This is a genomic window from Candidatus Koribacter versatilis Ellin345 (genome assembly GCF_000014005.1).
Taxonomy (GTDB): Bacteria; Acidobacteriota; Terriglobia; order Terriglobales; family Acidobacteriaceae; genus Korobacter; species Korobacter versatilis_A.
The window spans coordinates 3,505,885-3,524,947 of the sequence record NC_008009.1 but is presented as its reverse complement, the minus strand read 5'-3'; the positions used below and the strand labels follow the sequence as shown (position 1 = coordinate 3,524,947).

18 protein-coding genes are annotated in these 19,063 nt (G+C 58.6%); 17 read left to right on the top strand and 1 reads right to left on the bottom strand.

From position 1 onward, the window contains the following. Positions 1 to 33: 33 nt before the first annotated feature. Positions 34 to 519, bottom strand: a complete 486-nt coding sequence (locus ACID345_RS15350) for a hypothetical protein (RefSeq protein WP_011523779.1) — start codon at positions 517 to 519, stop codon at positions 34 to 36. 238 nt (positions 520 to 757) lie between these two features. On the opposite strand from ACID345_RS15350, the gene ACID345_RS15345 reads away from it, so the two are divergent. From ACID345_RS15345 to ACID345_RS15275, 17 genes are all read left to right on the top strand, one after another. Next, entirely contained in the window at positions 758 to 1,477 is a 720-nt protein-coding gene (locus tag ACID345_RS15345) for a phosphate signaling complex PhoU family protein (protein ID WP_011523778.1), read from the top strand. Positions 1,478 to 1,575: 98 nt separating this feature from the next. Continuing rightward, positions 1,576 to 1,746, top strand: a complete 171-nt coding sequence (locus ACID345_RS26980) for a hypothetical protein (protein ID WP_187148836.1) — start codon at positions 1,576 to 1,578, stop codon at positions 1,744 to 1,746. Positions 1,747 to 1,929: 183 nt separating this feature from the next. Then, the gene (gene pstS, locus ACID345_RS15340) at positions 1,930 to 2,940 is read left to right on the top strand and encodes a phosphate ABC transporter substrate-binding protein PstS (RefSeq protein WP_041855760.1); all 1,011 of its coding nucleotides are present in this window, start codon (positions 1,930 to 1,932) and stop codon (positions 2,938 to 2,940) included. 269 nt (positions 2,941 to 3,209) lie between these two features. Then, positions 3,210 to 4,274, top strand: a complete 1,065-nt coding sequence (gene pstC / locus ACID345_RS15335) for a phosphate ABC transporter permease subunit PstC (protein ID WP_011523776.1) — start codon at positions 3,210 to 3,212, stop codon at positions 4,272 to 4,274. Next, positions 4,267 to 5,148: a phosphate ABC transporter permease PstA gene (gene pstA / locus ACID345_RS15330; RefSeq protein WP_011523775.1), complete on the top strand. Its 882-nt coding sequence runs from the start codon at positions 4,267 to 4,269 to the stop codon at positions 5,146 to 5,148. Before pstC ends, pstA begins: the two co-directional genes overlap by 8 nt. 88 nt (positions 5,149 to 5,236) lie before the next feature. Next, entirely contained in the window at positions 5,237 to 5,998 is a 762-nt protein-coding gene (gene pstB / locus ACID345_RS15325) for a phosphate ABC transporter ATP-binding protein PstB (protein WP_011523774.1), read from the top strand. Positions 5,999 to 6,004: 6 nt separating this feature from the next. After that, positions 6,005 to 6,673, top strand: a complete 669-nt coding sequence (gene phoU / locus ACID345_RS15320; protein WP_011523773.1) for a phosphate signaling complex protein PhoU — start codon at positions 6,005 to 6,007, stop codon at positions 6,671 to 6,673. Between the two features lie 187 nt (positions 6,674 to 6,860). Continuing rightward, a complete protein-coding gene (locus ACID345_RS26975; RefSeq protein WP_187148835.1) occupies positions 6,861 to 7,001 on the top strand; it encodes a hypothetical protein in 141 nt (46 codons plus the stop codon). A 266-nt stretch (positions 7,002 to 7,267) separates the two neighbouring features. Next, positions 7,268 to 7,600, top strand: coding sequence for an ArsR/SmtB family transcription factor (locus ACID345_RS15315; RefSeq protein ID WP_011523772.1), 333 nt, complete (start codon positions 7,268 to 7,270; stop codon positions 7,598 to 7,600). A gap of 85 nt (positions 7,601 to 7,685) precedes the next feature. Then, on the top strand, positions 7,686 to 10,250 hold the full coding sequence (locus tag ACID345_RS15310; protein WP_011523771.1) for an AMP-binding protein: 2,565 nt from the start codon (positions 7,686 to 7,688) through the stop codon (positions 10,248 to 10,250). Positions 10,251 to 10,267: 17 nt separating this feature from the next. Beyond that, positions 10,268 to 10,561, top strand: a complete 294-nt coding sequence (locus tag ACID345_RS15305) for a hypothetical protein (protein WP_148210131.1) — start codon at positions 10,268 to 10,270, stop codon at positions 10,559 to 10,561. A gap of 289 nt (positions 10,562 to 10,850) precedes the next feature. Further along, the gene (locus tag ACID345_RS15300; RefSeq protein WP_011523769.1) at positions 10,851 to 11,441 is read left to right on the top strand and encodes an HD domain-containing protein; all 591 of its coding nucleotides are present in this window, start codon (positions 10,851 to 10,853) and stop codon (positions 11,439 to 11,441) included. Positions 11,442 to 11,449: 8 nt separating this feature from the next. Next, complete coding sequence (locus ACID345_RS15295) at positions 11,450 to 12,859, top strand: MmgE/PrpD family protein (protein ID WP_011523768.1); 1,410 nt, start codon at positions 11,450 to 11,452, stop codon at positions 12,857 to 12,859. 54 nt (positions 12,860 to 12,913) lie between these two features. Continuing rightward, positions 12,914 to 14,881, top strand: coding sequence for a homoaconitase (gene lysF, locus ACID345_RS15290; protein ID WP_011523767.1), 1,968 nt, complete (start codon positions 12,914 to 12,916; stop codon positions 14,879 to 14,881). Positions 14,882 to 14,923: 42 nt separating this feature from the next. Next, entirely contained in the window at positions 14,924 to 16,135 is a 1,212-nt protein-coding gene (locus tag ACID345_RS15285) for an isocitrate/isopropylmalate dehydrogenase family protein (protein WP_011523766.1), read from the top strand. Between the two features lie 64 nt (positions 16,136 to 16,199). Next, on the top strand, positions 16,200 to 17,420 hold the full coding sequence (citD, locus tag ACID345_RS15280) for a citrate lyase acyl carrier protein (RefSeq protein WP_011523765.1): 1,221 nt from the start codon (positions 16,200 to 16,202) through the stop codon (positions 17,418 to 17,420). Then, on the top strand, positions 17,417 to 19,027 hold the full coding sequence (locus tag ACID345_RS15275) for a citrate lyase subunit alpha (RefSeq protein WP_011523764.1): 1,611 nt from the start codon (positions 17,417 to 17,419) through the stop codon (positions 19,025 to 19,027). The genes citD and ACID345_RS15275 overlap by 4 nt, the downstream gene beginning before the upstream one ends. Positions 19,028 to 19,063: the final 36 nt, after the last annotated feature.

Genomic DNA, 19,063 nt, shown 5'->3' with positions numbered 1-19,063 from the left:
GCGAAGCTGCGGCTCTTTTGTTTTGCGGAAAAATCACTCGACGATAATGAAGTTGCCCGTCACGGTCTTGCACATTCCGTAGGTCGAGCCCGACTTGCAGGCGCTCGCGGTGTAAGTGAAGCAGCCGGTTTTGTCGGCGGTGAGCGGAACCGGGCGGCCAGAGCCGCCGATGATGGCTTCACCTTTATCGAACGGGAAAACCGGCTTCACGTCGATTACGAACCCGAGGTTCTTTTCTGCAGCCTCCCACGAAACCTCGCTACCCTTCTTAACGCAAAAGAGTGCGTTGCCTTTTTTAGCGGACGAACTCGCCGTTACCTTCGCCGAATCCCCCGTGCGTTCCACACCGACGGTGCAGGCTTGGCCGTTGCCCCCGCAAGTGTTCTGCGCGGTGCAGTACTGCTCCGGGTGCGGCGCACTACATGCCTTGCCGCGCTTGGGTTCCTTCTGGGCGTGCAGTGCAACGACTGAAAGTATGGCAAAGGCGCACGCCACCCTTGAGATGGTACGAACTGTCATCTTTGTCCTCCTGACCTCCTTTCTTTTACCCGCACCCCCGGAGGCGGATAACTGGCAAAAGTAACGGAGGTGGGGTTAACCGATTCGACAAGTCTTTAGCGGCCGCATCAAGCCAACTCAGGCCACGTTCAAGGCTGCCACAACGCGGATTCATCGAGTTTTAACACGGTGCAAATCCAGGAGTAATAACGTGTCCTTAAGCTGACTGGGAATCCCCGTGCGTAAGGAAGCATTCAAAATGGCTACGTTATCGGCCGGCGGTCAGCAGGACGCGGCTTGCATGCATATTCGCGAATTAACCATGAATGCGTGCAAGGTGGCACATTCTGCGGCTGGAGCGGTAGCGGAAGGTATTGCTACCGGAGTAAACGCTCTGCTGGAAACGGTGCGGCCCCGAGAGATTGAATTGGACCGCCTGGACCGCGAGATCGACTCGGCCGTCACCACCCACATAACAGGAGCCACAGAAGAATCGGCGCGCGAGATGCTGGCGTGCATGAAGCTCTCGATCGGCATGGAACGCATTGGAGATCTGCTGCTCGGATTTAGCAATCGGGCGTTGGTGGCAGCGTCGCGTTGCGAAATGGAAGACGTGCGCGACCTCACGTTGATGGCTTCGCGTTTGGAGAAGATGTTGTCCGAAGTGCGGGAAGCCTTCGAGATGCGCAACCTCGATAAGGCATTGGCAGTCTTGCGGTCCGACGCCGAGATCGATCGTCTGCGAAACCTTGTATTTGTGAGGCATCTCGAAAATCCAGGCGGAACGCACCGCAGCGAGAGCTTCCACGTTGTCTTCATGACGCAGGCACTCGAGCGCGCCGGCGATCACGTGAAGAACATGGCGGAAGAAGTTTGCCACCTGGTCAGCGGACAGAGCGTTCGCCATCTTCTGCGCAGTATTGATAAACCTCTCGAACAGATGTTCCTCGATCAACTCCGCACCAAGCACGCCCTGTAAAAGCAGAGCGTCTGTAGCATGAGATTCACTACGTTTTGATTTAGCGTTCACCTCAAGCGCCGCACCTTTCCCTATGCTCTTTATCAGGGTGACGAGCCATGGGTGAGTTCGCGACAGCAAAAGCACCAATCCGGATGATCAACGAACCGATTGTGCAGGAACCTGCGCGCGGATTTGTCGAGCGCTGGGTGATGATCGCATGCGCGGAGATTCTGAGTGCGTTGACGAATGTGGAGCGAGTGGGAAGAGATCCGCTGCTTGCCAGTTAACGGAAAGATCTCCGAAGCAACAGGGGTCCTTCGACTTCGCACGCTGCGCGTGCTTCGCTCACGATGACAGGGGTAATCGAATATTCATTCTGCTGTAACCGAACTGTAACAACTGACAGCTACAACCAAAGTGTTCATAAGCCCGGTGTGTGTCTCCCGCGGTTCTGCAATTTTCGTGGAGGAATGACTTTGCAACGTACGCTGCGAGTACTTTTCTGTCTGACTGTCCTGGCCGGCATGGCATTTGCGCAAACGACTCTGAATGGCGCCGGCGCGACCTTCCCGTATCCCATCTACTCGAAGTGGTTCTCGGAATACCACAAGGCGCATGGCGATGTTGAGATCAACTACCAATCCATTGGTAGTGGCGGCGGAATCCGCCAAGTGACCACGGGCACCGTGGATTTCGGCGCCAGCGACGGCCCGATGACCGACGAGCAGTTGCAGCAATCGAAGGTCAAGATCGTTCACATCCCGACGGTTCTTGGCGCCGTGGTTCCGGCGTACAACGTTCCAGGCGTGAGCGGCGAAATCAAGTTTCCGGCCGACGTACTGGCGAACATTTTTTTAAATAAGATCAGCAACTGGAACGATAAGGCGATCGCCGCGGCGAATCCGGGCGTGAAGTTCCCGGACCAGAACATTATCGTGATCCATCGTTCCGACGGCTCGGGCACGACCTACATCTTCACCGACTTTCTGTCGAAGGTGAGTCCGGATTGGCTGCAGGTTGCAGGCAAGGGGACGGCCGTGAAGTGGCCGGTTGGTCTCGGAGGCAAGGGCAACGAAGGCGTGGCCGGAATGATCCGTCAGACGCCGGGCGCGATCGGCTACATCGAACTGATCTACGCGTTGCAGAACAATATCCCTTACGGTTCTGTGAAGAACTCCTCCGGCCAGTTCATCAAGGCCTCGCTGGAGAGCGTGACCGCGGCGGCACAGGGTGTGAAGATGCCGAACGACTATCGTGTGTCGATCACCAACCCGCCGGGCAAGACGGCTTATCCGATTTCGAGTTTCACCTGGCTACTGATCCCGCAGCCCTACAAGGACGGCGCTAAGGGCAAGATCATCACCGACTTCTTGAACTGGGAACTGGACAACGGACAGGGCATGGCGGGCAGCCTGAGCTACGCCCCGCTTCCGAAGGAAGTGGCAGATAAGGTCCGGCAAACAATTAAAGGTCTGAAGTAGGTTTCCTCCGCACCCGCGGATGCATACCCAGCGCTGACCCTCCGGGGCGCTGGGTGTTTTTGCTTTTGGAGGGAAGAATCTTTGTTGCGATAGCGACTGTCTTTTCCGTCAAGCAAATAGGTGATCTGGAAAACTGGAAAACGCGTCTGCGGCGCTCTGCTCAGGATGACAAGGGCTTTTGAGGAAAAGGCTTGTGATTCAAGCCATAGCAACACACTATTTACAGTCCTGTAACAGGGCGTTGGTAGCCTTTTGGTGTGGAAGATCGCATGGCTGCCAGTGAAGTTCCATCCAATTCCCCAGCCGTCAAGCCGCCGAAAGTTGCAACTACTGTTGAGATTCCGAAACCAAAGCCAGAGAGCTTAAAGGATTTCGGTGTGCTCGGACAGAGTCGCTTCGGTTCGAGCGCAGGCGTCCGTGTTGCCGACAACATTTTTCGCGGCGCAATGCTTGTCTCTGCCTTATCGATTTTCGGCATCGTCCTGCTGGTTTTGTGGGAACTGATCCAGAAATCGCAGATGACGCTGCACCAGTTCGGATGGAAGTTCTTCATCGGCAGCGACTGGGACCCGGTGGCGGGCAACTTCGGTGCGCTGCCGTTTATCTACGGCACGATCGTCTCGTCCATTCTTGCGCTGATTATCGCCGTGCCATTGTCGGTGGGCGTGGCGGTGTTTACCACTGAGATGTGTCCGAAGGCGCTGCGGACTCCGATCTCGTTCATGGTGGAGCTGCTGGCGGCAATCCCCAGCGTGATTTATGGCTTGTGGGCAATCTTCGTGCTGGCACCGCTGCTCAGAAATTACGTACAGCCCTGGCTGGCTAAAACCCTGGGTTGGACGGGATTGTTCTCAGGCCCGCCGTACGGAATCGGTATGCTCGCGGCGGGCGTGATTCTCGCCATCATGATCATCCCGATCATCGCCTCGGTGACGCGCGAAGTACTGATTGCGGTCCCGCAGAACCAGCGTGAAGGTGTGCTGGCTCTCGGTGCTACACGCTGGGAGATGATTCGCACCGGCGTGTTGCGCAACGCCCGTATCGGGATCGTGGGCGGGGTAATCCTTGGACTCGGTCGCGCGCTCGGCGAAACGATGGCGGTCACGATGGTGATTGGCAATCGTCCTGAGATTGCGAAGTCACTGTTCGCACCGGGTTACACCATGGCGAGTGTGATCGCGAATGAATTCAGTGAAGCCTCCGACGATTTGTATCTGAGCGCGTTAGTCGAGATCGGATTGGCGCTATTTATCGTGACCATGATTGTGAACGCGCTGGCGCGGTTGCTGGTGTGGTCGATCACGCGCGGCACGCCTGCGAGGGCCCATGCCTAACGGCGATATCGGAATTCGTCCGCAGTCAGAGTTAAGCTGGTCGCGCAAATCGGCGAACATCATGTCGAATGTCGCGGCAGTCGGTGCAGCGGCGCTGGTGCTACTACCGCTCGGCGCGATCTTTGTGTACCTGCTGATGAAGGGCATTGGCTCCATCAATATCGCGTTTCTCACTCAGACTCCCAAGCCCGTGGGTGAGCCGGGTGGTGGCATGGCGAACGCGATTGCGGGCAGCGCGATGATCCTGGCGATGGCCAGTTGCATCGGCGTCCCACTGGGCATCGGATCGGGAATTTATCTTTCTGAGTTTGGGCGCAACCGTTTTGGTGACTCGGTTCGCTTCGTGGCCGACGTTTTGAATGGGGTTCCGTCGATCGTGATCGGCATCGCGGTGTACTCACTGGTGGTGGTCCCGCAGAAGCACTTCTCGGCGTTTTCGGGTGCAGTGGCGTTGGGCATCATGATGATCCCTACGATCGCGCGCACGACGGAAGAGATGCTGCTGATGGTGCCTCAATCGATCCGCGAGGCCGCCTATGGGTTGGGTATTTCGCAATGGCGCACGACGATCTCGATCGCTTTACGCACCGCAACCTCGGGCGTGATTACCGGCGTGATGCTGGCGTTTGCGCGTGTGGCGGGTGAGACCGCACCGCTGCTGTTCACGGCATTCGGCAACCAGTACTGGAGCCACAGCCTGAACCAGCCGACCGCGGCGCTGCCGCTGCAGATTTTTACCTACGCGATTTCGCCCTTCGAAGAGTGGCACCGGCAGGCGTGGGCGGGCGCATTGATTCTGATCGTTCTGATCGTCGGCGCGGTGACTGCGGTGCGCGTCGTAGCGGGACGCGGCATGGTGCGGGCGTCGAATTGAGAGTTGGGTGTGGGCGAAAGGGATCCTTCGACTTCGCGGCCTCTGGCCGCTTCGCTCAGGATGACAAAGGGAGAGAGAGCTAGACACTATGGGTGTCGGAATCCAGGTACGGGACTTGAATGCGTATTACGGCAAAGCGCACGTCCTGAAACATGTGGACATGAAGATGGCGCCGAACCATGTCACGGCGCTGATTGGGCCTTCGGGATGCGGAAAGTCAACGTTCGTACGTTGCCTGAACCGCATGCACGAGACGATTCCCGAAGCGTACGCGGAGGGTGAGGTCCTCGTTGGAGATAAAGATATCTACGCCCGCGGAACTGCGGCAGTCGACGTGCGCCGGCGCGTAGGCATGGTTTTCCAAAAGCCAAACCCGTTTCCGACGATGTCGATTTATGACAACGTCGCGAGTGGACTAAAGCTGAACGGTATTCGCAAAAAGGCAGTGCTGGACGAAGCAGTCCAGCGGTCGTTGGAAGCATCGGCGCTGTGGAACGAAGTGAAAGATCACCTGCATAAGAAGTCGGGCGCAAGCTTGTCCGGCGGACAGCAGCAGCGTTTGTGCATTGCGCGGGCGTTGGCGGTGCAACCGGATGTGTTGCTGATGGACGAGCCAGCATCGGCACTGGACCCGATTTCAACCAGCAAGATTGAAGAGCTGATGTTCACGCTCAAAGAGAACTACACCGTGGTCGTGGTGACGCACAACATGCAACAGGCGGCCCGCGTTGCGGAGTACACGGGATTTTTCCTGATGGGCAGCGTGATCGAATTCGATACTACGCAGAAGATTTTCACTACGCCCTCAGACAAGCGCACCGAAGACTACATCACCGGAAGGTTCGGATAAGGACGAATGAGAACAAGATTCCAACATGGATTGGACGAGCTGAAAGAGAAACTTCTGCGCATGGGCGGGCTGGCGGAGCAGGCGATCGAGCGCGCGGTAGAGGCGTATCGCAAGCGTGACGCCAAGGCTTGCCAGGCCGTATTCGATGGGGAGCGGGACATCAACGCCGCGGAGCGCGAGATTGATGAACTGGCGCTGGACCTGCTCGCGATGCAGCAGCCAATGGCGGTAGACTTGCGGTTCATCCTCGCAGTCGTGAAGATCAACGCCGATCTCGAGCGCGTGGGCGACCAGGCGGTCAACATCGCACAGCGGGTGCTCGATATGATCTCGAGCCCCGAGACCGAAGTGCCGGTGGACATTCCGCGCATGGCCGAGACGGTTGCGACCATGGTGCAACGCGCGCTGGAGTCCTTTATTGACGGCAAGGCAGAACTCGCCGAAGCGGTGTTACAGATGGACAACATTGTGGACCGCATCAAGGACGAGGCGTTCGTAGTGCTGGTGGACCAGATGAACAAGTATCCGGAGACGACGCGGTATTCGCTGGATGTGTTGCTGATTGCGCGAAACCTGGAGCGCATAGCGGACCACGCGACAAACATTGCCGAGGACGTCATCTTCTGGGTGCGGGGCGCCGATGTGCGTCACGGTGGAGCGCACTACCCTTCGTAGTAGCTTCGAAAATCAGCAAACCGTGGGCGCACCGGCAGAGGGTGCGCTCAACTGTTTTGGACGGCTTATTGAGATATCGACGATTTTAAATGTATCGAATCGTATATTCGCTGCGAACGGATAGTTTCCGGCCGGGAGACGGGGTATAACGTATCGATACCGCGAGCGTCGAAAAGAGGAGGCGATCATGGACTTCCACCACTGCAAAGACCTTCCCGTGTGGGCGCAGATCCTTGTGGATTGCGATGCGAAGGCGAACCGCGATACGGAGGGTTTGGCAGAGCCGTCCGAGGACCTGGCCGTTCCTGATGAGAACGTTGCGGCCTGACGGCCCCGCCCAAGAGTTGGACCTATCGGGTCTCCGGCGGAATTTGAGGGTTTGCCGGAAAGCTCTTCCTGCGATAAATTCTTAGCTGCGAGAAAACGCCGTAAAATGTCCATAGACTTGGATTTAGGCCGCCTCTGGGGCGTCGCGGCCTATGTCAAACATTGTCAAGGCATTGCTATTGCGTGATTTGCGATAGGTGCGATGAATTAGACTAGCCGCCAACGAAGCAAGAGTTTTGAGCCGCACGGTCTAATACGGGAGCCTCAATGAAGAAATTGTCGCGCAGGTCAGGCGCGGACAAAACACTGTACGAACGCCAGGCCGTTCTTTGCAAAGCATTTGCAAATCCCACCCGGATCCACCTTCTGGATCTCCTCGGACGAGGCGAAGTGGGCGCTTCGGATCTACAAGAGGAGTTGGGAATCTCGAAGGCAAATCTGTCACAGCATTTGTCTATTTTGCGGACCGCGGGGGTGGTCAGTACCCGTCGCGACGGCAAGCGTTTACTTTGCGAATTGTCGGCGCCAGCCATAAAGCAGGCATGCGACCATATGCGCAGTATTCTCAAAATGCAGGGTCGTAACCACCGCGGTTCGTAGTTATCCTCCAGGCCTATCTTCCTTTACATTTGAATGGCGACTTCCTCGCGTTCCTGCAAGTTAGGAGCGCGGGGCTGCCATACGCATGCCCTCTGAATCCATAGCAGACTTTGTACCGGCATTCCTGAAACTCGGACGCGAGACCGCGTTCGTGCATCGGCGCGGCTACCGCACCGTGCGCTGGACGTACGCTGAAGTGGCGGCATTGGCGTATCGGTTTGCGCGGGAACTCGACGCGCGGCAGATCGCGCGCGGGCAACGCGTGTTGCTGTGGGGCGAGAGCGGGCCGGAATGGGTGGCTGTGTTTCTTGGATGCGCGCTGCGCGGCGTGGTCGTGGTGCCGATGGACCAGATTGCGGCGCCGGAGTTTGCGGAGCGCGTAGCCGCCGAGGTTGAACTGCCATTAGCGGTGGTATCGCGCGATATTCGGCCGGGGCCAGTGGTAGCGGTGCTGCCGCGGTTGGTTCTGGACGATCTGAGCGACACGCTTGCCGGGCGCTCGGGCGACGCGTACGCGCCGACGGAGAGCGCGGCCGGGGATCCGCTAGAAATTGTGTTTACGTCGGGGACCACGGCGGAGCCGAAGGGCGTGGTGCTCTCGCACGGGAACGTGGTGTCGAACCTGGCGCCGATCGCGCGGGAGATCGAGAAATATAGGAAATACGAGCGCTGGTTCCATCCACTGCGCTTTATGAATGCGCTGCCGCTGAGCCATGTGTTTGGGCAATTTCTGGGGATATTCATTCCACATTTGCTGGGTGCGACGGTTTTCTTTCCCGATTCGCTGAATCCGGGCGAGCTAATTAAGACGATCAAGCGGGAGCGGATCAGCGTCTTAATCGCGGTGCCGCGGGTGTTGCAGTCTCTGAAAGAGAAGATCGAGCGCGACTTCGAGGCGATTGGGGAACTGGAAAAGTTCCGGCGCGAGTGGGCGGCCGCGGATGGGAAGCATTTTGGGGTGCGCTGGTGGCGGATGCGGCGCGTCCACAACCTATTTGGATGGAAGTTCTGGGCGTTTATCTCGGGTGGCGCGGCGCTGGACGCGGAAACCGAGGAATTTTGGCGTCGGATGAGCTTTGGCGTGGTGCAGGGCTACGGTCTGACGGAAACGACATCGCTAATCAGCCTGAACCATCCGTTTTCGATTGGAAAAAAGTCGATTGGCAAAGTGCTGCCGGGGCGTGAGGTGAAACTCGCCGAAGATGGCGAGATTCTGGTGCGCGGTGCGGGCGTGGCGAGCGGGTATTGGCAAGGACGCGAAGTCCGCGCGGTTGGCGACGCGGAAGGCTGGTTCCGGACCGGAGATCTTGGCGCGCTCGACGAGCAGGGAAACCTCTATTTCAAAGGCCGTAAGAAAGATGTGATCGTCACGCCGGCGGGGTTGAACATCTACCCGGCGGATTTGGAGGCGGCGCTGCGCGCGCAGCCTGAGGTGAAAGATTGCGTGGTGATTGGGCTGGCGCGTGGTGGAAACGACGAGCCGTGCGCGGTTTTGCTGCTGCAGGACCGCGCGCAGGACCCGGCGGCGATGATGGCGCGGGCGAACGCGGGTCTGGCGGATTTCCAGCAGATGCGCGCGTGGTTTGTATGGCCGGACGAGGATTTTCCGCGCACACCGACGCAGAAACCGCGAGTGAACGTGGTGAAAGACGCGGTTTTGCGCGCGCAAACGCCGGGAAACGCGGCGGATGACGGTACTTTAGGCGATTTGATCACGCGAATCACGGGCCGGCGCGCGGATTTGCGTCCGGATGCGCGGCTGGAAGACGATTTGCGCCTCAGTTCGCTGGATCGCGTGGAGCTTTTGAGCGCCATCGAGGACCGCTACCAGGTGGATCTGAGCGATTCCAGCCTGTCTTCTGCGACCACCGTGGGGGACCTGGAAAAACTGCTGCAGGCACCGGCGCCAAAGCCGGTGGAACGGCCATTTCCACGGTGGGCGCAGACGGTGGCGCCGGTGCGTTGGGTGCGCAATCTGGTGTATTCGACGGTGACTTGGCCGTACACGGCGATCATGGCGAAGCCGACCGTGGTCGGGCGCGAGAATCTGGAGAAATACGCGGGGCCGCTGCTGATTGTGTGCAATCACGTGACGTACATCGACCTGGGCTTCGTGATGTACGCGCTGCCGATGCGGCTGCGGTATCGCATTGCGACGGGAATGCTCGGCGAGCGGCTGTGGGCGATGCGGGCGGGACAGTCGAGTGGGCATCGCGAACTGAATGCGCCGATGAGCTTGTCGCCGGGAAATCTGCTGAGGCGATGGCTGAATAAGCTGGATTATTACCTCGTGCTGGCGCTGTTTAACGTCTTTCCATTGCCGCAACAATCTGGCGTTCGCGAGAGCTTTGAGTTTGCGGGTGAGTCGGCGGATCGCGGGTTCAGCATTCTTGTTTTCCCAGAGGGCCGCCGATCGGAAACCGGTGAGTTGGGCGAGTTTCGCTCGGGCGTAGGGATGCTGGCGCAACGGTTGAATCTACCGGTGTTGCCGATCCGGATTGACGGGCTGAAGAACCTGGGTATAGCCAAGAGACATTGGGCGCGGAAGGGCGAGATTGTGGTGCGAGTGGGCACGCCGATTGTGTTTGACGCTGGTATGACGGCGGATGAGATTACGCAGGGGATCAGAGACGCGGTGAAAGGGTTGTGACGAACGTGGCGTGCTGGATGAGTCTGGGTTACGATTCCGCCATGCAGAGCAGTTCTGTTCAATCGCACGTATTCGCGCAATACTCGGGTGCTTTCGGCGCAATCATTACCGTCGCGGTTTGGCTCCTCTCGCTGAAACCGATCGGGATCGTTCCTAATTTGTTCGGCTACACGCCAGCCTGGATGTTTGGACTGCTGTTGCTTGCGGTCATATCCGGTCTGCTTGCGGCCTTTCGATCTCGCATTTGGTGGCTCTCCGTCGTTGCATCTGCGCTTTCGGCGGTTGTCATGCTTATTCAAAACAACAGCTAGAATCTGCGATCGAAACCGCCAACCCACCCTGTCCTTCGGACAAGGGTGGGGCAACCACATTCACTTTGATCGATGCGGTGTGCGCGCGTACCAGACGTTAGTGATGTGCGTCACAGCCTCTTGTCCGTGGAATTGATACAAACTTGCTGGGATGGTCCGGCCTGCCCGCCCGCCTGCCTTGTGATTAGGCGCGGAGCCCGGCGCCAGCAGCCTCCACCATTTCCAGCGGACCGAGCACGGTTTGCGAGGGATCCCGGGGCTGCGCGACCTCCGTTCTGGGAGCCCACTCATGAACGACCTAGCCACAGCTCCGACTTCAACCAAAGTTACTCGCGAACAATTGGACGATCTTTGGCCGGAAATCGACTGGATCGAGCGACCGACGCTGCGTGAAGCGGTGGCCAAGACATGGCTGCTGGCCTTCGAGCGCGGTCCGCTAACGCCGGAAGACCTGAAGACGATTCCATTCACGTTGCTGGTCGCAAATTGTCCTACGACATTCATGGAGCACAAGCGGTGCGTGGTGCACATCGCCAACGAATCGGCGAAGGCGATGCAGGTCTTCATGGGGAATGCGCTGAAGATCGACCTCGATACGGTGATTGCGGGCGCGATCCTGGCGGATGTCGGGAAGCTGTTGGAGTACGAGATCAAGGGCGGGAAGTCGCAGCAAAGCGAGCGCGGTGAGTTGCTGCGGCATCCATTTACCGGCGTGGCGTTGGCGCTGGAGTGCGGCGTGCCGGACGCGGTCTGCCACATCATTGCGGCGCACGCCGCCGAGGGCGACCTGGTGAAGCGTTCGACCGAAGCGTTCATTGTGCATCACGCCGACTTCATGGCGTACCTGCCATTCAAGAATCCGAACAACCTGAAGAAATAGGAGAGACTATGGCGACTGCTACGAAGCCGAGCGCAAAGACTGCCGCACCAACGATTACCGCCCACATGGCCGAATGGGCCGCGGACGTGCAGTTCGAAGACCTTTCCAAAGACGCCGTATACCAGGCGAAGCGCTTCCTGCTGGATTCCGTGGGCTGCGCGCTAGGCGGCTATCAGCAGCACGACGTGAAGATCGCCCTGGAAGTGATGGCGGAGATCGCGGGGCCGGGATCGTGCACGGTGATGGGTACGGGCGAGCAACTGGATGCAGTGTCGGCATCGTTGCTTAACGGGCTGATGATCCGCTGCATGGATTACAACGACATCTACTGGAAACAGGATCCGTGCCATCCATCGGACATTTTCCCTGCGGCGCTGGCGGGTGCAGAACGGGCGGGAACGGGCGGACGCGAGTTGATCGTCGGATTGGTGCTTGGACACGAATTTGAGCAGCGTCTATGTGAAGCGGCGTTCCCGGGGATTCGTGAGCGCGGTTGGCACCATGCGACGTTGACGGCGTTCGTTTCGCCGATCGTCGCAGGACGGATGTTGAAGCTCTCGGCAGAGCAGATGCAGCACGCGATCGGCATTTCAGCTTCGCCACGTTGCACGCTAGGCGCCGTGACGGCCGGCAAGTTGACGATGATGAAGAACACCGTGGATCCGCTGGCGACGCAGTCAGGCGTATTCGCGGCGCTGCTGGCGGAGAAGGGCTACACCGGTCCGGAGCACGTGATTGACGGCAAGGAAGGTCTGGTGCACGTCTTCGGTCCTGACTGGAAGCTCAACATCCTGACCGACGGACTGGGCGAGAGCTGGCGGATTACGCAGTGCGGCATGAAGGCGTTCCCGACCGAAGCGCTGACACACACGCCGATTTCAGCGGTGCTGGGCATCGTGAAAGACCAGAATCTGAAACCGGAAGAGATTCTGCAGGTGCACATTCGGACGACCGCGCGCGGTGCGGACATCCTGAGCGATCCGAGCAAGTACGCTCCGCACACGAAAGAGACGGCCGACCACTCACTGCCGTATGTGGTTGCTGCGGCAATTGCGGAGAGGCAGGTAACGCCGCTGCAGTTCGAGATGAAGAAGATCCTTGATCCGCGGATTCGTGAACAACTGCACAAGATCGTCGTCGTCGCCGCTGCGGAAATCGAGAAGTGCTTCCCGGCGTTGCAACGAGTGATTGTGAAGATCACGACGACGGACGGGCGTTCGTTCGAGAAGCAGTTGGATTATCCGAAGGGCGACCCGCGGAACCCGCTGACCGATAAAGATGTGGAAGAGAAGTTCGAGGCGCTTGCCGGGCCGGTGATGACCAAGGCCGCGCGGCAACGCGTGATTGATGCGACGTGGAAGCTGGAGTCATTCACGAACACGACGGAGTACATGCAGTTGCTGAAGGCGGACCGCTAGACACCCCAACGAGCGCAAAATCGGCGCTCGCCGGGGACCCCGTAGGAGGTCGTTATGAGCCAGACTGTTGTTGAGAAGATTGCGCAACTGCACATGTCGGAAGGGCCGAAGCGCAAGCTACGCGCTGGGGACTTCCTGTCAATTCGTCCACACCACGTGATGACGCACGACAACACCTCGGCGGTGCTTAAGAAGTTCAAGGCAATCGGTGCGACGAAGGTGAAGGACCCGCGGCAGCCGGTGTTTGCGCTGGACCACGACATCCAGAACACCAGTGACGACAACATTAAGAAGTACAAGTTGATCGAAAAGTTCGCGCACGAGCAGGGAATTGATTTTTACATGGCGGGGACGGGCATCGGCCACCAGATCATGGTGGAGCGCGGATATGTCGTGCCAGAATCATTTGTTGTCGCGAGCGACTCGCATTCGAATATGTATGGAGCGATGGGTGCGATCGGAACACCAGTGGTGCGCACCGATGCGGCCGCAATCTGGGCGACCGGCGAATTCTGGTGGAGCATTCCGCGGACGATCCAAGTCGTACTCGAAGGCAAGCTGCGGCCGGGCGTGACAGGCAAGGACGTAATCATCACGCTGGCCGGCCTTTACAACAAAGATGAAGTGCTGAACGCGGCTCTGGAATTCGCGGGAAGCGGCGTGCATACCCTCACGATGGACGAGCGGCTTTCCATCGCCAACATGAGCACCGAGTGGGGCGCGCTGACAGGGTGGTTCCCGGTGGACCAGGTGACGATCAGCTATCTGCGGCAGCGGCACGGCGTGGCGCGATGGCAGGGGACGGAGAAGTTCACCGAAGAGGAGCTGTTGAAGTGGGCGCGCGCCCCGCTTGGGCCGGACAAAGATGCGACTTACGCGGCCAAGATCGAGCTCGATCTCGCGCAGGTCACGCCTCATGTGTCGGGGCCGGACTCGGTGCAAGTGATGCACTCCGTCGCGCAGATGGAAGAGAAGAAGATCGCGGTCCACAAGGCGTATCTGCTCTCGTGCGTGAATTCACGGGTGAGCGATCTGGAAGCTGCGGCGAAGGTGCTGGCGGGAAAGAAGATCGCGGAGACTGTGAAGTTCTACGTGGCTCCGGCTTCGAAGCACGTGCAGGAAGAGGCGGAGAAACGCGGCATTTGGAAGACGCTGGTAGACGCCGGTGCGATTACGCTGCCGCCGAGTTGCGGGCCTTGTATTGGACTTGGTACCGGATTGTTGGAAGCCGGTGAAGTTGGCATCAGCGCGACCAATCGGAATTTCAAAGGCCGCATGGGATCGCGCGATGCGCGGTGCTATCTGGCGAGTCCGGAAGTTGTGGCGGCAAGCGCCTTGGCTGGGTACATCACGGGGCCGGTGCACTTCGAACACGCCAATCCGAATATCATGTTGAGCGAATACGTGCCGGCGGCGAGCGCTGCGGAAGCCGTTTCTATCCTGGAGGGATTTCCTGCTTCGGTGAAGGGACGTTTGGTGTTCGTTCCGCAGGACAACCTGAACACCGACGGTATTTACGGCAAGGACTACACCTATCGCGAAGACATGACGCCGGAGATGATGGCCAAGGTCGTGATGGAGAACTACGATCCTGAGTTCTCGGCCAAAACATCGGCAGGCGATGTGGTGGTTGGGGGCTCGAACTTCGGAACGGGCTCGAGCCGCGAGCAGGCAGTGACCGCCCTTAAGGCGAAGGGCATTCCGCTGGTGATTGCCGGAAGCTTCTCTCAAACCTATCTGCGCAACGCGTTCAACAACGGCTTCCTGTGCATTGAGACGCCGGAGTTTGTGGCGGAGCTGAAGCAGAAGTTCGCCGCGCAAGTCGCAAACAAAAAGAAAACGATCGTTCCGGGTGACGAGGTTGAAATCGACTTCGCCACCAGCACCCTGAAGTACGCGGGAGAGACATTCACGTTCCCGGCGCTGGGAAGCGTACCGCAGTCGTTGGTTGCTGCGGGCGGAGTGGAAAACCTCGTGGCGCAGAAGTTGGGGCTGCACGAAATGGCGGCAGCGGGGAAATAACAGATTCGCTGCGGCCCTGAGGCGCGCGGCAGGAGATACGAAATGGCTCGTCCAACTGTAGTGACAATGCCCGGCGATGGGATCGGGAACCAGGTTTTGCCGCAGGCGATTCGCGTCCTTGAAGCGGTGGGCTTCGAGGCTAACTACGTGCATGCCGATATCGGCTGGGAGTGCTGGTGCAACGAAGGCAATGCACTGCCGGACCGTACCATTCAACTGTTGCGTAAGCACAAGCTCGGTCTGTTCGGCGCGATCACGAGTAAGCCGAAGAAGGCTGCCGATGCCGAATTGAAGCCCGAACTTCGCGGCAAAGGCCTCTCGTACTTCAGTCCGATCGTGACCATGCGGCAGTTGTTCAATCTCGACGTGTGCATGCGGCCTTGCTTGTCGTTTCCGGGAAATCCGCTGAATTTCATCCGTCAAACAACGTGCGGTGGATTTGAAGAGCCGCAGGTGGATGTCGTCGTTTTCCGGCAAAACACCGAAGGATTGTACGCGGGCGTGGAGTGGACGAATCCACCGGAGAACGTGCGTACTGCGCTGGCATCGCATAAGAAGTTCGCGGCCTTCGCGAATACACCGGGTGAAGAACTGGCGGTGTCGGTGCGCATTATCACTAAGAAGAATGCGCAACGGATTTGCGAGGCGGCATTCAAGCACGCGAAGAAATACCGCTACAAGAACGTGACCATCTGTGAGAAGCCGAACGTGCTGCGCGAGACGAGCGGCATGATGGAAGAAGTGGCGAAGCAGGTACAGAAACAGTATCCGGAGATCGCATTGTGGTCCACGAACATTGACGCGCAAACAATGTGGCTGACGAAGAACCCTGAAGAGTATGGGGTGATCGTGGCCAGCAACCTGTTTGGCGATGTGATTTCCGACGCGTTCGCGGGACTCGTGGGTGGGTTGGGATTTGCGGCGAGCGGCAATATCGGCGATGAAGTCGCGGTGTTTGAGCCGACGCATGGATCGGCGCCGAAGTATGCCGAGTTAAATCCGTCGATCGTAAATCCGATCGCGATGATCCTGTCGGCAGCGATGATGCTCGACCACATCGGCGAGAGCGAGAAAGCAGATCGGATCCGGAAGGCGATTGCTGACGTGGTGAAAGAAGGCAAGGTTCGGACCTACGACATGATGCGGATTGCGGGCGGGCCGAAGTCGCTGGCGCAGGGCGCGGCGAATACGGTCCAAATAACGGATGCGATTTTGGTGCATGTGGAGACTGCGATCGCAGCTTTCGCGCGCTAGGTCAGCGGTGACCAAAGGCCCGGCATGCCAACCAGCAGCGGGGCCTTTTTGAGGAGTGAAGAGTATGAGTGCAACGGCAGAGGCGGTGGTTCGTGGCGAGTCTGGACGCGTCGGGAAAGACGTGCGTTCGGACCTGCACGTAGCATTTGAGCCACGGACATCGGGTGGGATCGAGATTGAGCTGCAATCTCGCGTGGCGATCTATTACGGCGAGAGCATTAAGACACAGGCCCGCGAGGTGCTGGCGCAATTGGGCGTGGAGCACGCGTATTTGAAGATCACGGATGAAGGCGCGTTACCGTTTGTGATTGCGGCGCGGATAGAAGCGGCAGTGAAGCGGACGGGAGTCGGCACGGCGCGGCGAGCCTTGCCGGCGCAGATTGCATTACCGAAAGCGAGCGCAAAGGATCGGGTGCGTCGGTCGCGGCTGTATCTGCCAGGGAATGAGCCGAAGTACTTCATTAATGCTGGGCTGCATGCGCCCGACGCGGTGATTCTCGATCTTGAAGACTCGGTGCATGCGGCGGAAAAAGATTCAGCGCGACTGGTGGTGCGGAATGCGCTGCGCGCAGTGGATTTCCTCGCGGCAGAACGGATGGTGCGGATTAATCAACTTCCGATGGGATTGGCTGACCTCGAAGAGATCGTGCCGCAGTCGCCGGATTTGATGCTGATTCCTAAAGTCGAGACCGCGGAGCAGGTTGCGGAAGTTGATGGGCGGATCACCGCGATTTGCCAGCACGAGAAGATCGAACGGTCGATCTGGCTGATGCCGATTCTGGAGTCGGCGCTAGGGATTGAGAATGCGTTTGCGATCGCGAAGGCGTCGCCACGGAATTGCGCGCTGACGGTTGGCCTCGAAGACTATACCGCCGATCTGGGAGTGGTGAAGACGAAGGATGGCGCAGAAACGTTGTATGCACGGCAGCGTCTGGTGAATGCCGCGAAGGCTGCGGGAATTACGGCGATTGATTCGGTCTTCGGGGATGTGGGCGACATGGACGGTCTGAAGGCCTGGGGCGAACGTTCGGGGGCGATGGGCTTTGAAGGCATGGGCTGCATTCATCCCCTGCAGGTGCGGGTGATTCACGCCGCATTTGCTCCGTCGCAACAGGAAATAGATAGGGCGCTGAAGATTGTGGCGGCGTTTGATAATGCGCAGCAGAAGGGGCTCGGCGTGGTCTCGCTGGGGTCGAAGATGATTGATCCGCCGGTGGTTCATCGAGCAGTGAAACTCGTGGACCGCGCGCGCAGTATGGGCCTGGTGCGGGAGGAGACGAAATGAGCGGCGATTCGAAAATGGTATTGGATGGCTCAGCTACGGCGCTTGCTGAAGATGAAACCGAGTTTGTTCGGAATGCCGCAGGGCGACTCGTACCTACCGTTGTGAATGGCGTGCCGCAGGTGCCATTCCTTGGAGTGGGGAAGTATCGGCCAGAAGGACGCAAGGCCGCGCCGCCGGTGCGGAGCGCTGCAGACTATCCAGAGGATGGCGATAAACGCGTTGCCGATATCGAGACTGCGCTGCACAAGTGCGGCATTCGCGACGGGATGACGATTTCGTCGCACCATCATTTGCGTGATGGAGATCGCGTGGCGCTCGAAGTCCTGCAAACAGCAGGACGCATGGGCGTGAAGAACCTGCGCTGGTTCCCGAGCGCGTCGTTCCCTGCGCAAGCGCCAGTGATCGAACTGATGAAGTCCGGTGTGGTTCATCACATCGAGGGCAGCATGAATGGCCCGCTCGGTGACTATTGCACCCAGGGCAACATGGCCGGATTGGGCGTACTTCGCTCGCATGGTGGTCGCTTCCAGGCGATCCAGGATGGCGAGGTGCACATTGATATCGCGGTGATTGCGGCGCCTTCGGCCGATATGTTCGGTAACGCCGATGGTTCCCACGGCAAGAGCGCCTGCGGATCACTGGGCTTTGCGCTGGCTGATTCGATGTATGCCGACCGCGTGATCGTGGTGACCGACAATCTCGTGCAGTTTCCGTGCGTGCCGTGGCAGATCCAGGGCAACAACGTGGATTACGTCGTCGAGGTGCCGAGCATTGGCGATCCGGCCAAGATCGTGAGCGGTACCACACAGATCACGCGCTCGCCTGATCGGCTGCGCATCAGCGAATTGGTTGCGCACTTCATGAAGGCGTCGGGGATTTTGCGCAACGGGCTCTCGTTTCAAGCGGGGGCAGGTGGTATCGCGCTGGCGTTCGTGCAGTATCTGAAGCCGATGATGAAAGAGGCGGGCATTAAAGCCAGCTTCGTGCGAGGCGGATCGACGAAGTATCTCGTCGAAATGCTGGAAGAAGGCCTGACGGAATACATCCTCGATGGCCAGACGTTCGATCTCGACGCGGTGCGCTCGATCGCTTCGAATCCGCGGCACGTAGCCACGTCGCCATTCACCTCGTACAACTATCACGGCAAGGGCAACTTCGCTTCGATGGTGGACGCGTGCATCCTGGGCGCAACCGAAGTGGACGTGAACTTCAATGCGAATGTCGTTACCCACTCGGATGGACGGCTGCTGCATGGCATCGGAGGCTGGCAGAATTGTCTCGCCTCGCGATGCACGATCCTCGCACTACCGGCGTTCCGCGACCGGATTCCGGTCGTGGTGGATGAGGTTACGACCCTGACCGGGCCTGGCGAGTTGATTGATGTCGTCGTGACCGAGCGAGGGATCTGCATCAATCCGCGGCGGACCGACCTGATTGAGTCGGTGAAAGACTCCGAGTTGCCAGTCCTCGACATACGAGAGCTAAAGAAAGAAGTCGAAACGATTTGTGGTGGCATACCTGAGAAAACGAAACCAAGCGATCAGCCTGTGGCCGTTGTGAAGTGGGTGGACGGCACCGTACTCGACACAGTTTGGAAGACTTATTAACTTTTTATGTTTCGGAGTAGCTCCACGCTGCTATGA

Excerpts from the sequence above, each read along its gene's own strand:
- citD (WP_011523765.1), top strand. The coding sequence starts at position 16,200 with ATGAGTGCAACGGCAGAGGCGGTGGTTCGTGGCGAGTCTGGACGCGTC.
- pstS (WP_041855760.1), top strand. The coding sequence starts at position 1,930 with ATGACTTTGCAACGTACGCTGCGAGTACTTTTCTGTCTGACTGTCCTG.
- ACID345_RS26975 (WP_187148835.1), top strand. The coding sequence starts at position 6,861 with ATGGACTTCCACCACTGCAAAGACCTTCCCGTGTGGGCGCAGATCCTT.
- ACID345_RS15350 (WP_011523779.1), bottom strand. The coding sequence starts at position 519 with ATGACAGTTCGTACCATCTCAAGGGTGGCGTGCGCCTTTGCCATACTT.
- ACID345_RS15315 (WP_011523772.1), top strand. The coding sequence starts at position 7,268 with ATGAAGAAATTGTCGCGCAGGTCAGGCGCGGACAAAACACTGTACGAA.
- ACID345_RS15305 (WP_148210131.1), top strand. The coding sequence starts at position 10,268 with ATGAGTCTGGGTTACGATTCCGCCATGCAGAGCAGTTCTGTTCAATCG.
- ACID345_RS15310 (WP_011523771.1), top strand. The coding sequence starts at position 7,686 with ATGCCCTCTGAATCCATAGCAGACTTTGTACCGGCATTCCTGAAACTC.
- pstB (WP_011523774.1), top strand. The coding sequence starts at position 5,237 with ATGGGTGTCGGAATCCAGGTACGGGACTTGAATGCGTATTACGGCAAA.
- pstC (WP_011523776.1), top strand. The coding sequence starts at position 3,210 with ATGGCTGCCAGTGAAGTTCCATCCAATTCCCCAGCCGTCAAGCCGCCG.
- ACID345_RS26980 (WP_187148836.1), top strand. The coding sequence starts at position 1,576 with ATGGGTGAGTTCGCGACAGCAAAAGCACCAATCCGGATGATCAACGAA.
- lysF (WP_011523767.1), top strand. The coding sequence starts at position 12,914 with ATGAGCCAGACTGTTGTTGAGAAGATTGCGCAACTGCACATGTCGGAA.
- ACID345_RS15345 (WP_011523778.1), top strand. The coding sequence starts at position 758 with ATGGCTACGTTATCGGCCGGCGGTCAGCAGGACGCGGCTTGCATGCAT.
- ACID345_RS15295 (WP_011523768.1), top strand. The coding sequence starts at position 11,450 with ATGGCGACTGCTACGAAGCCGAGCGCAAAGACTGCCGCACCAACGATT.
- ACID345_RS15285 (WP_011523766.1), top strand. The coding sequence starts at position 14,924 with ATGGCTCGTCCAACTGTAGTGACAATGCCCGGCGATGGGATCGGGAAC.
- pstA (WP_011523775.1), top strand. The coding sequence starts at position 4,267 with ATGCCTAACGGCGATATCGGAATTCGTCCGCAGTCAGAGTTAAGCTGG.
- ACID345_RS15300 (WP_011523769.1), top strand. The coding sequence starts at position 10,851 with ATGAACGACCTAGCCACAGCTCCGACTTCAACCAAAGTTACTCGCGAA.
- phoU (WP_011523773.1), top strand. The coding sequence starts at position 6,005 with ATGAGAACAAGATTCCAACATGGATTGGACGAGCTGAAAGAGAAACTT.
- ACID345_RS15275 (WP_011523764.1), top strand. The coding sequence starts at position 17,417 with ATGAGCGGCGATTCGAAAATGGTATTGGATGGCTCAGCTACGGCGCTT.